9 protein-coding genes are annotated in these 11902 nt (G+C 62.7%); 7 read left to right on the top strand and 2 right to left on the bottom strand.

The window, feature by feature from the left end; translation table 11 throughout:
* The first annotated feature begins 18 nt into the window (after positions 1–18).
* From PQQ86_RS02145 to PQQ86_RS02155, 3 genes are all read left to right on the top strand, one after another.
* Entirely contained in the window at positions 19–2454 is a 2436-nt protein-coding gene (locus tag PQQ86_RS02145) for a 3-hydroxyacyl-CoA dehydrogenase/enoyl-CoA hydratase family protein (RefSeq protein WP_408264559.1), read from the top strand.
* 130 nt (positions 2455–2584) lie between these two features.
* A complete protein-coding gene (locus tag PQQ86_RS02150; RefSeq protein WP_120347548.1) occupies positions 2585–3784 on the top strand; it encodes an acetyl-CoA C-acyltransferase in 1200 nt (399 codons plus the stop codon).
* Positions 3785–3944: 160 nt separating this feature from the next.
* A complete protein-coding gene (locus PQQ86_RS02155; protein WP_408264561.1) occupies positions 3945–4715 on the top strand; it encodes an enoyl-CoA hydratase in 771 nt (256 codons plus the stop codon).
* A gap of 66 nt (positions 4716–4781) precedes the next feature.
* Here PQQ86_RS02155 and fdhD read toward each other — a convergent pair whose 3' ends face one another.
* A complete protein-coding gene (gene fdhD, locus PQQ86_RS02160; RefSeq protein WP_408264563.1) occupies positions 4782–5621 on the bottom strand; it encodes a formate dehydrogenase accessory sulfurtransferase FdhD in 840 nt (279 codons plus the stop codon).
* A gap of 158 nt (positions 5622–5779) precedes the next feature.
* Here fdhD and PQQ86_RS02165 point away from each other — a divergent pair, with 158 nt between their 5' ends.
* Positions 5780–6256, top strand: coding sequence for a nitrate reductase associated protein (locus PQQ86_RS02165; RefSeq protein ID WP_408264565.1), 477 nt, complete (start codon positions 5780–5782; stop codon positions 6254–6256).
* Positions 6257–6500: 244 nt separating this feature from the next.
* Positions 6501–9611 carry a sensor domain-containing protein gene (locus tag PQQ86_RS02170; protein ID WP_408264567.1) on the top strand — a complete coding sequence of 1037 codons (3111 nt, stop codon included), beginning with the start codon at positions 6501–6503 and terminating at the stop codon, positions 9609–9611.
* A 30-nt stretch (positions 9612–9641) separates the two neighbouring features.
* Here the strand turns inward: PQQ86_RS02170 and PQQ86_RS02175 are convergent, their stop codons facing one another.
* Positions 9642–10256 (bottom strand): glutathione S-transferase, encoded by a 615-nt coding sequence (locus PQQ86_RS02175; protein WP_408264568.1) that lies wholly within the window; start codon positions 10254–10256, stop codon positions 9642–9644.
* Between the two features lie 160 nt (positions 10257–10416).
* Here PQQ86_RS02175 and PQQ86_RS02180 point away from each other — a divergent pair, with 160 nt between their 5' ends.
* Together PQQ86_RS02180 and PQQ86_RS02185 are read left to right on the top strand one after the other, a co-directional pair.
* Positions 10417–11322 (top strand): LysR substrate-binding domain-containing protein, encoded by a 906-nt coding sequence (locus PQQ86_RS02180; RefSeq protein WP_408264570.1) that lies wholly within the window; start codon positions 10417–10419, stop codon positions 11320–11322.
* A gap of 215 nt (positions 11323–11537) precedes the next feature.
* The gene (locus tag PQQ86_RS02185; RefSeq protein WP_408264572.1) at positions 11538–11864 is read left to right on the top strand and encodes a DUF4148 domain-containing protein; all 327 of its coding nucleotides are present in this window, start codon (positions 11538–11540) and stop codon (positions 11862–11864) included.
* The last annotated feature ends 38 nt before the right edge of the window (positions 11865–11902 follow it).

An 11902-nucleotide genomic window follows, 5' to 3' on the forward strand; every position in this document is an offset into this window, starting at 1 on the left:
ACTCCCCGGAGGAACGACGTGAGCAATCTGATCATTCGCAAGGTCGCCGTGCTCGGCGCCGGCGTGATGGGCGCGCAGATCGCAGCGCACCTGATCAACGCCAAGGTGCCCGTGCTGCTGTTCGACCTGCCTGCCAAAGAAGGCCCGAAGAACGCGATTGCCCTGAAGGCGATCGAGAATCTGAAGAAGCTGTCGCCCGCGCCGTTCGGCGTGAAGGACGACGCGCAATACATCCAGCCCGCGAATTACGACGACGACATCGAGAAGCTCGCCGAGTGCGACCTCGTGATCGAAGCGATCGCCGAACGCATGGACTGGAAGCACGACCTGTACAAGAAGGTGTCGCCGCATATCGCGCCGAATGCGATCTTCGCAACCAATACGTCGGGTCTGTCGATCACCGAACTGTCGAACGGTTTCTCGGATGAACTGAAGGCGCGCTTCTGCGGCGTGCACTTCTTCAATCCGCCGCGCTACATGCACCTGGTTGAACTGATTCCGACCGCGACGACGCGTCCGGAAATCCTCGATCAACTCGAATCGTTCCTGACGAGCGTGGTCGGCAAGGGTGTCGTGCGGGCGAAAGACACGCCGAACTTCATCGCTAACCGTGTCGGTATTTTCTCGATCCTCGCCGTGATTACCGAAGCCGCGAAGTTCGGCCTGCGTTTCGACGAAGTGGACGACCTGACGGGCTCGCGTCTGGGCCGAGCGAAGTCGGCAACGTTTCGCACGGCTGACGTGGTCGGTCTCGACACGATGGCGCACGTCATCAAGACGATGCAGGACACGTTGAAGGACGACCCGTTCTTCCCGGTCTACGAAACGCCGGCCGTGCTGGCTGAACTCGTGAAGAAGGGCGCGCTCGGTCAGAAGACCGGCGGCGGCTTTTACAAAAAGGAAGGCAAAGCCATCAAGGTGCTCGACCCGAAAACGGGCGCGTACGTCGACGGCGGCGCGAAGGCCGACGAACTGGTTGGCCGCATTCTGAAGCGCCCACCGGCAGAGCGTCTGAAGCTCCTGCGCGAATCGGAGCATCCGCAAGCGCAATTCCTGTGGTCGATTTTCCGCGACGTGTATCACTACATCGGCGTGCATCTGGAATCGATCGCTGACAACGCACGTGACGTCGATCTGGCCATCCGCTGGGGCTTCGGCTGGAACGAAGGTCCGTTCGAAGGCTGGCAGACGGCCGGCTGGAAGCAGGTCGCCGAATGGGTGCAGGAAGACATCGCGGCAGGCAAGGCGCTGTCGAACGTGCCGCTGCCGTCGTGGGTGCTGGAAGGCCCGGTTGCCGAGAAGGGTGGCGTGCATACGAACGAAGGTTCGTGGTCGCCGGCTTCGAAAACGTTCGTGCCGCGTTCGTCGCTGTCGGTCTACGACAAGCAGGTGTTCCGCGCACCGCTGGTCGGCGAAACGTCGGCTGATCCGAAGACCTACGGCAAGACGCTGTTCGAAACCGACGCCGTGCGCGCATGGGTCGACGACCGTGCGGGCGAGAACGACGTCCTGATCGTGTCGTTCAAGAGCAAGATGAACACGATAGGACCGTCGGTGATCGACGGTCTGACGCAGGCTATCGACCTGGCCGAGAAGGATTACAAGGGTCTGGTCGTGTGGCAGCCGACATCGCTGAAACTCGGTACGCCGGGTGGCCCGTTTTCCGCAGGTGCCAACCTCGAAGAAGCCATGCCTGCGTTCATGATGGGCGGCGCGAAGGGCATCGAGCCGTTCGTGAAGAAGTTCCAGCAAGGCATGCTGCGCGTGAAGTACGCGAGCGTGCCGGTCATCTCGGCTATGTCGGGCATCGCGCTCGGCGGCGGCTGCGAACTGGCGCTGCATAGCGCGAAGCGGGTTGCGCACATCGAAAGCTACGTCGGTCTGGTTGAAGTCGGCGTGGGTCTCGTGCCGGCAGGTGGTGGTCTGAAGGAAGCGGCACTGCGTGCAGCGGAAGCTGCGACGGCAGCCGGCGCGACCAACGACCTGCTGAAGTTCGTGCAGAAGTCGTTCGAAAACGCGGCAATGGCGAAGGTCTCGGCTTCCGCACTCGACGCCCGCGCAATGGGCTACCTGCAGCCGTCCGACACGATCGTCTTCAACGTGTTCGAACTGCTCGATATCGCGAAGAAAGAAGCGCGTGCGTTGTCCGCCGCGGGTTATCGTCCGCCGCTGCGTGTCACGCAAGTGCCGGTTGCGGGCCGCTCCGCGATTGCGACCATCAAGGCATCGCTCGTCAACATGCGCGACGGCCGTTTCATCAGCGAGCACGACTACCTGATCGCCAGCCGCATCGCGGAAGCGGTGTGCGGCGGTGACGTGGAAGCGGGCAGCCTCGTCGACGAAGAATGGCTGCTCAAACTCGAGCGTCAAGCGTTCGTCGATCTGCTCGGCACGCAAAAGACGCAGGAACGGATCATGGGCATGCTGCAAACCGGCAAGCCGGTTCGTAATTAACGCGGCGAGCGACCGCAATAAATTGCATGGGGCCGGAGTAAGTGCTTTGCATGAGACCAGAGTAACGCGCTAAAGCGCGAACTCTGGTCGACAGCTAAAGCGCCAACTCTGGTCTACACAGGAGCTTTAAATGACAAAGCAATTGCAAGACGCATACATCGTCGCCGCGAGCCGCACGCCGATCGGCAAGGCGCCGCGCGGGATGTTCAAGAACACGCGCCCGGACGAACTGCTGGTGCACGCGATCAAATCGGCCGTGGCGCAAGTGCCCGGCCTCGACACCAAGGTGATCGAAGACGCCATCATCGGCTGTGCGATTCCTGAGGCCGAGCAAGGCCTGAACGTCGCGCGGATGGGCGCACTGCTGGCGGGCCTGCCGAACACGGTGGGCGGAGTCACGGTGAACCGCTTCTGCGCGTCGGGCCTCACCGCGCTGGCCATGGCGGCTGACCGTATCCGCGTCGGTGAATCGGACGCAATGATCGCGGGCGGCTGCGAATCGATGAGCATGGTGCCGATGATGGGCAACAAGCCGTCGATGTCGCCGCATATCTTCGATCGTAACGAAGACATCGGCATCGCCTACGGCATGGGCCTGACCGCGGAGAAGGTCGCGGAGCGCTGGAAGATCAGCCGCGAAGCGCAAGACGCGTTCTCGGTCGAATCGCATCGCCGCGCCATCGCCGCACAGCAAGCCGGTGAGTTCAACGACGAAATCGCCGCGTACACGATCACCGAACGTTTCCCCGATCTCGCCACCGGCGAAGTGCGTATCAAGACGCGTGAAGTCGCGCTCGACGAAGGTCCGCGTGCGGAAACGTCGTTGGAAGGTCTGGCGAAACTGCGCGCGGTGTTCGCGAACAAGGGTTCGGTGACGGCCGGCAACAGCTCGCAGACGTCGGACGGCGCGGGCGCGTTGATCGTCGTGTCGGAAAAGATGCTGAAGGAATTCAACCTGACGCCGCTCGCCCGTTTCGTCAGCTTCGCCGTGCGCGGCGTGCCGCCGGAAATCATGGGTATCGGTCCGAAGGAAGCGATTCCGGCCGCACTGAAGGCCGCCGGCCTGAAGATCGAAGACATGGACTGGATCGAGCTGAACGAAGCGTTCGCCGCGCAATCGCTGGCGGTGATTCAGGATCTCGGTCTCGATCCGTCGAAGATCAACCCGCTCGGCGGCGCGATCGCTCTCGGCCACCCGCTGGGTGCGACCGGCGCGATTCGCGCGTCGACAGTGGTGCACGGCCTGCGCCGCCGCAACTTCAAGTACGGCATGGTGACGATGTGCGTCGGCACCGGCATGGGCGCGGCGGGCATCATCGAACGCCTGTAATCATGTTCGCTCAGGTTCCGTCGGTGATCCTTGTCGTGATCGCTGCGATGATTCCCGCGGTGATCCCCGCTGTGATCCCTTAAGAACTGCGTAAACGGTTCGCAGGCCGCTTGGCTTGCGAGCCGTTTTTTCATTCAGCAGCAACCAGGAGTACGAGGAGATGACAATGGATATTCTGGTCGAGCGCGCCGACGGCGTGCTGACGATTGCCTTCAACCGGCCCGAAAGAAAAAACGCGATTACGGCGGCGATGTATCAGACGATGGCCGACGCATTGGTCGAAGCACACGGTGATACATCGATCCGGGCAATTCTGATTCGCGGCAGCGCCGGCATTTTCAGCGCCGGCAACGATCTCGAAGACTTCATGAAGAAGCCACCAGGCGGCGAAGACGCGCCGGTATTCCAGTTCCTGCGTGCGATCAGTTCGGCGGAAAAGCCGGTGGTGGCGTCGGTGGCGGGGCCGGCAGTCGGCATCGGCACAACGCTCCTGCTGCACTGCGATCTGGTCTACGCAGCCAATACGGCGAGCTTTTCGCTGCCGTTCACGCAACTCGGGCTGTGTCCGGAAGCGGCGTCGAGTTTGCTGTTGCAGCGCATAGCCGGTTACCAGGCCGCTGCAGAAAAGCTGCTGCTCGGCGAAGCGTTCGACGCTGCCGAAGCGCACCGTATGGGTCTCGTGAATCGCGTGCTGCCCGCAGCTGAAGTCGAGGCGTTTGCAGCCGCGCAAGCGGCGAAGCTGGCGGCGCTGCCGGCGTCGTCGCTGCGAGTGACGAAGAGTCTGATGAAGCGCGCGAGCCAGCATGAACTGCAAACGCAGATGAGCGAGGAAGCGGTGCACTTCGGCAAGATGCTGATCGCGCCGGAAGCGCGCGAGGCGTTCAAGGCGTTCTTCGAGAAGCGCAAGCCGGACTTCCGGCAGTTCGACTGACCGGCTGTGTTCAGGCGCTCGAGGGTGCCTGAAAATGCTTCAGGCGTTTGAGCATGCTTCGGACGCTCAAGGTTGCGTCGGCTGCAAGGTGTCGTAGTCGACGTAGCTGGTTTCCCGGCAGAAACTGACAAGCCGTACGCCCGCTTTGCGCGCGATCGCAATTGCCAGCGACGACGGCGCCGAAATCGTCGCGACCATCGGCACGTCGACACGCGCCGCCTTGCGGACCAGTTCGTAGCTGGCGCGGCTCGACAGAAACACAAAACCCTCCCTGGTATCTGCGCGGTCGAGCACCAGCTGGCCGATCAGTTTGTCGAGCGCGTTGTGACGGCCGACGTCTTCGAACGCGTAGCGGATCGCGCCTGCCGCATCGCACCATGCGGCGGCGTGCAGGCCGCCGGTCAGACGCGTCAGCGCCTGGTGTTCCGGCAACTCGCGCGCGGCACGAGCGATTGCATCCGGCGCCAGCCGTTGCAGAAAGCCGGTGTCCGGCACGCGTTCCGGTTTCAGATCCAGCAGATCGATGCTTTCGATCCCGCATACACCGCAGCCGGTGCGTCCGGCGAGCGCGCGGCGCTTTTCCTTCAGCGCGACGAACGCCTGCTGCACCACCTTCAATTGCACTTCGGCATGCGGCAATTCGTCATGGTCGTGCAGTTCGACCTCGATGTCCTGAATGTCGCTGCCGCGTTCCACGATCCCTTCCGAAATCGCAAAACCGACCGCGAACGCTTCCAGATCGCGCGGTGTGCACATCATCACCGCGTGCGAGATGCCGTTAAAGACGAGCGCCACCGGCCATTCCTGACCGACGTGATCGGTGACGGTTTCGACCGCTGCGCCGCGATGCCGGTGCACCTGGCGCTCCACGGCGCCCGTCTGCCCGTCTGTGTCCAGTTCGTTCAAGCGACTTCACTCCTTTCATGCTGCGCGCGTTTCTACGGCTTGCAGCGTTGCCCGGCGGCGCGAAGCAGCGCCAGACCACGCCGCTATCGCGCGAATAAGGTTCTAAAATACCTCAAGCTGGGCTTGCGCGTTGCCCGCCAACAAAGAGGAATACTGTCATGGGACTCAACGAAGCACCGCTTCTGTTCAACTTCGAAGTCGCGTCCTCGGAGAATTTCACCTACATCCCGATGTCGGTGCGCTTCAATCTCGATCGCTTCGGGCTGCGCATCACCCTTGAGCAGTGGCAAATACTGCCGCTCGAAGACCGCAAGCTCCTGGCGCGATTTCCGGTCGAAGAAGACGCGGAAATCGAGCCGAATTTCGACCACGCACTGTTCGAGATGCTGCGCACGCACGCGAATATCGAGCCGGAGTGGTTCACGCCCGAGGAAGCGCCTGCCTGGCGCCGCACGGATGCTGTGCCGGACGGCGTAGTGCATCAGGCGGGGCTGGCCGGCCTGCCCACGCCACGTGTCGCTCAGTGGGCCGAACTCGAGCCGTTCAAGCGCTACGTACTCGCCAAATTGTCGCGCAAGCCGGAAAGCAACCATGACTTCGTCCCTGCGATGAAGGAATTTGGTACGGCCGGTTAGGTGCGGCCAGCTTGATGTGGCCGGCTAGTTCAGACCGCCCAGGGACGTCCGGCCAGCCGCTACCACCCAGGCACCTCCAGCCAGACGCCCCCAGCTCAATCCGCGAAATATTTCGCATCGCCCCCTCAATCTGTTCCGAACCCTGCCGTTATCCATGGGTTGGCGCGTAAAAAAACTCGACTCGATGCGACCCGACGCACCGACCCCGCGCTCCCGCCCTCAGAACGATTGACGTTCGGAATCCATGACTCCTTTTTTATCGAAGCGGCTGCTGATCAATCTGGCGGTCGTCGCCGCGGCGGTCGGCGCGAACGCGTTCGTCGCCTATACGCAGATTTGCGGCCAGCGCGACGCCGACGCGCGCATGCTGCGTTCGACGAACGTGCGAGAGAATCTCGACGCGTACCATACGGCGCTCGACGGCGGGCTGGCCGCGCTCGGCCGTTTCGAAGCAACGGGCGAGGCCGCGCCGGTCAACGAGGCTGCCGCCATGGCAGCTTCGCTGGCCGGTCTGGAGCGCGAGTTGCGCAAAGCGCTCGCCGGCGAACCGGCCATGCTCGACACGCTCGCGAGGCTGAGCGTGGACAGTCACGCGCTGCAACACGATATCGACGATGCGCTCCTGAAGAGCGCCGGCGCCATGCCAAATGAGTCGCGCGCATGGGCGGCGTCGACCTATACGCATCTCGGGCTGGGTCTCGGCCGTGTGGAAGACGGTCTGGCGGCGTTGCGCAAGCAGGAGAATGGGGCGTTGCAGGCTTCGCTCGCGACCTCCGCGAACGAAGCGCAGCGCGCCATGTTTCTGCTGATCGTGACGATGCTGGCCGGCAGCGCGCTTCTGATCTTCACATTCGGAGCCCGCGAAAGCAGCGCGCGCAAGAAGCTGCGCACCGTGCGCGCGCTCGGCCGCAACGACGAGCGCTTTCGCGGTCTGTTCGACGACCATCCGGTGCCGATGTACATTTTCGATCGCGAGACCCTGCGCTTTCTCGCCGTCAACGCGGCGGCGATTCAGCAATACGGTTACTCGGAAAGCGAATTCCTCGGCATGACGATTCGCGCGATCCGGCCGAATGCCGAAATCTCGCGCCTCGAATCGCACATGCAGCGCAGCGACGTCCTGCAACACGGCCGCACGATGGCGGGTGTCTGGCATCACCGGCGCAAGGACGGCTCGATGATCAGCGCCGACATTTCGTATCACGCGCTCAACTTCATGAGCCGCGCCGCCTTCTTCGTACTGGCCGACGACGTCACCGAACAGATCAATACCGAAGCCGAAGCGCAGCGTTCGAACCAGATGCTCGAAACGGTGATGGACAACATCCCGCAGCGCATTTTCTGGAAGGATCAGGAATCGCGTTATCTCGGCTGCAATATGGCGTTCGCGCGCGATGCGGGGCTTTCTTACCCCGAGCAGGTGGTGGGCAAGAGCGACAGCGACATGCCGTGGCGCGCCTTCGCCGACCTGCTGAACGAGCACGATAAGGAGGTGGTGAGCACCGGCGTGCCGAAGATGAGTTTCGAGGTCGACCTGGTGATCGACGGCGTGCACCGCACCACGGTCACGAGCAAGCTGCCGTTCACCGACAGCGACGGTCGCGTGATCGGCGTGCTCGGTTCCTACACGGACATCACCGAGCGCAAGCGCGCCGATCTGGCCTTGCGTCTGCAAAGCCGCGCGCTCGATGCCAGCGTCAACGCGATTCTGATTACCGCGCCGTCGCCGGCGGGCAATCTGATCGAATACGTGAACCCCGCGTTCATGCGGATCACCGGCTACGATCCCGCGGAAGTGATCGGTCACGATTGCCGTGTGCTGCAGCGCGACGACCGCGACCAGGAAGGCGTCGCGTTGATCCGCCAGGCGCTCGCCGCGAACCGTGAGGTGAGCGCCGTGGTGCGCAACTATCGCAAGGACGGCGCGCTGTTCTGGAATCAGCTGTTCATTGCGCCCGTACCGAACGCGGAGGGGGTGATCACACACCACATCGGCGTGATCAATGATGTGACGGATCTGATCCGCTATCAGGAACAGCTCGAATATCAGGCCAACTACGACAGTCTCACGCGCCTGCCGAACCGCAACCTGCTGCGCGATCGCCTGCAGCATGCGTTGATCGTGGCGCAGCGGCATCACAAGGGCGTCGCGGTCGTGTTCATCGATCTGGACGGCTTCAAGAACGTCAACGACAGCCTCGGCCATAGCGTCGGTGACCGCTTACTGAGCGTGGTGGCCGAGCGGCTCGCTCGTTGCACGCGGACCAGCGACACGGTCGCGCGGCATGGCGGCGACGAGTTCGTGATCGTGATGACCGATACCGTCGACGAGCAGTCGCTGATCGCGTGGATGGAGCGGGCGCGCGCGTCGATTTCGGAGCCGGTGTGGCTCGACGGCACCGAGTTGTATGTCGGCTGCAGCATGGGCGCGAGCCTCTTCCCGCAGGACGGCGAAGACGCGGAAACGCTGATGAAAAAGGCCGACCTCGCGATGTATCGCGCGAAGGACATGGGCCGCAATACGTTCCAGTTCTATCAGCCGGAGATGAATGCGAGCGCGGGCGCGCGCCTGAATCTCGAACGGCGATTGCGCCGCGCGTTGCGCGACGACGAGTTCCTGCTGCACTACCAGCCGCAGGTGGATATCCTGAGCGGGCAGATCGTCGGTACTGAGGCGTTGGTGCGCTGGCGCGATCCGGAAGTCGGCTTGGTGCTGCCGTCGTTGTTCATTCCGGTCGCCGAAGAGAGCGGGCTGATCGGGCCGCTGTCGGAATGGGTATTGCGCGAGGCGTGCCGCCAGAACAAGGCCTGGCAGGACGAAGGATTGCCGCCGGCGCGGGTGTCGGTGAATCTGTCGGCGCGCGTTTTTCAGCAGCGCGATATCGCGAAGCTCGTCATGCAGGTGCTCGCCGAGACGGGGCTCGAACCGCAGTACCTCGAACTCGAGCTCACCGAAAGCACCATCATGCGCAATGCCGAGGAGGCGGTGTTGATGCTCAACGAGCTGCACGCGCTCGGCATCGGCCTTGCCATCGACGACTTCGGCACCGGCTATTCGAGTCTCAGCTATCTGAAACGCTTCCCAGTGGACCGGTTGAAGATCGACCGCTCGTTCGTGTCGGATATCGGCGTGTCGGGCGATGATGAAACGATCACCTCCGCGATCATCGCGCTCGCGCATTCGCTGAAATTGCAGGTGATCGCTGAAGGCGTGGAGACGTCGGCGCAACTCGACTTTCTGAGGGAGCGTGCGTGCGACGAGATGCAGGGCTTCTACTTCGCGAAGCCGATGTCGACGGACGCGATTTCGGCGTTGTTTCAGAGGGGCGTGGGGCGGGAAGCGGAGACGGTGTAGTTCGGCGTCCCGCTCCCCGCCGCGCGTGCTTCAGACGGCAGGCGTATCGAGGAACACCGGCAGTTGTTCGGCGACCTCGGAAAATGCCTGCAAACGCGGATGTGCCGCTTTGGTGACGGTCTCCGAAAAGTACATTTGCGTGAAATTCCACGCGACGGCCACCGTCACGTCCACCGCGCCGAAATGGTTCGGTTCGACCGGCAACGGGGCCGACGCGAGTTCCTCTTCGAGTTCGCGGTAAGCGGCGTGCAATTGCTCGGTCACGCGATTGACCCACGGCTCGTGCTGTTTGTCCGCCGGCCGCAGATTGCGCTCGTAGACGATCTGCACGGTCTTTTCACAAGCGGCCAGCGCCAGACCCGTAAGGCGCGCGGCGCGCAGGCAGTGCTCAGGCTGTGACGGGAAGATCTGCTGATCAGGCCCGGCGAGCGTGGCGAGATACTGCAGGATCACCGTCGAGTCCATCACGCTCCGACCGTTGTCGAGGATCAGGGTCGGCGCTTTCACAACCGGATTGATCTTCGCGAACGCCTCATACGTGCTGAACACGGAAATCGACTGGTGCTCGAAGTCGAGCTTCAGCAACTTCATGCAGATAGCGACGCGGCGCACGTAGGGCGAATCCAGCATTCCGATCAGTTTCATCTTATTTCCGTTAGAAGATCTATATGGCTGGCCTGAGCGGGTGCCCACGCGGCTGTTCGCTTGCCAGACGGCCCTTGTGATGTATTAGACCAATAGATTAAAGCGCTCCGCAAGTCAAAAAAAGCGACATTAATCGACGGTTTACGTCAGAATTTCTTACATGAAGCCGATTCCGCCCCTCACTGCTCTGCGCTGCTTCGAAGCCGTCGCCCGCCTGGGCGGTGTGACCCAGGCCGCGCGCGAATTGCATGTCACGCACTCTGCGGTGAGCCAGCAGATCAAGGTGCTGGAAGATTCGATGGGCGTTGCGCTGTTCGTGCGCGAAGCGCGCGGCCTGCGACCCACCGAAGAAGGCCGCCTCTACGCGCTCGAAATACGGGCGGCGTTGCGCGACATTACGCGGGCGACGCGCCGCGCGCAGGCGCGCCCACACGAAAGCGAATTGATCATCGCGACCGTGCCGTCGTTTGCGCAGCATTGGCTCGTGCCGCGTCTCGCGAGTTTCCGCGAGACACATCCGTACTACCGGGTCCGTCTGCTGACGAGTTTGCAGGTCGAGGATTTGCGCCAAGGTGTGAGTGACATCGGCATTCGCATGGGGCAAGGGCATTGGCCCGATGTTGCGCAGCAGAAACTGTTCGACGACGAAGTGCTGGTGGTCGCGGCGCCGCATTTCACGCTCGGGCCGGACGGCCGTTTGCCCGTCACCGCTGAGGACGTGATCGCGTGTCCGTTGATCTCCAGCCCCAACACGCCGTGGACCGACTGGTGTCAGGCGGCGCAGGTGGCGGAGCCGGCCGCCGAGGCGGTCGTGCTGTCTGCAAATGATTCGAACATCGTGCTGGGCGCGGTTTTGCTGGGGCAGGGCATCGCGCTCGAACGGCGCAGTCTGGTCGCGCACGCGTTGGCGCGCGGCGAGCTGGTGCAGATCACCGATATCCGCGTGCCGTACCGGTATCCGTACTGGCTGGTGTGGCAGCAACGCGAGATTCTGAACGCGAAGCAGGCGCATTTTGCGCAGTGGATCGAAGCGCAGGTCGACGTCTATTTGCGTAGCGGCGGGTGAGATTTCATGTCGATCGGCGCGCGCAGACTTTCGCTTACGGGGGGATTACCGGTTTGCGCGCGAGGGGCACTCGTATATATTCGGGATTCCCATCTCTGACTTCGCTGGGAACCACGAAGCATCGATTCACGTGGCGTTGCGCCCGCTTTTCGCTGCTCGCACCTGATCACGGGCGTTTCGCCGTCGAATATTTGCCAATCCGACTGGAGAGAGAAATGACGTCTTCACCTGCAAAGAAATGGGCTGTGCTGTTCGCATCGGTTGTACTTAGCGTGGCTTCGGTTGCACCGGCGTTAGCGCAAAGCGCTGGTAGTGCTCCGGCGGCCGATCAAGCCACGGCCGCCACGCCGGCAGCTGCATCCAAGGCAGCCGCCAAGGCGCAACGTAAGGCTGCCCGCAAGCAGGCGCGGGCGAAGAAGAACGCCGAGTTGAAGCAGCTGGAAAGCAACGGGTACAACCCGTCGCGCAACGATCCGAACTATCCGACGGATCTCCAGAACGCGCAGAAGAAGGCGGCAGCGGGCGCGGCGGCGAGCCAGTAAGCGGCTGCGAGCCGGATGGAGGTTGCCGGCCCGGTCGT

The sequence above is a fragment of the Paraburkholderia sediminicola genome, assembly GCF_046026675.1.
In the GTDB taxonomy this organism is placed as follows: Bacteria; Pseudomonadota; Gammaproteobacteria; order Burkholderiales; family Burkholderiaceae; genus Paraburkholderia; species Paraburkholderia sediminicola_F.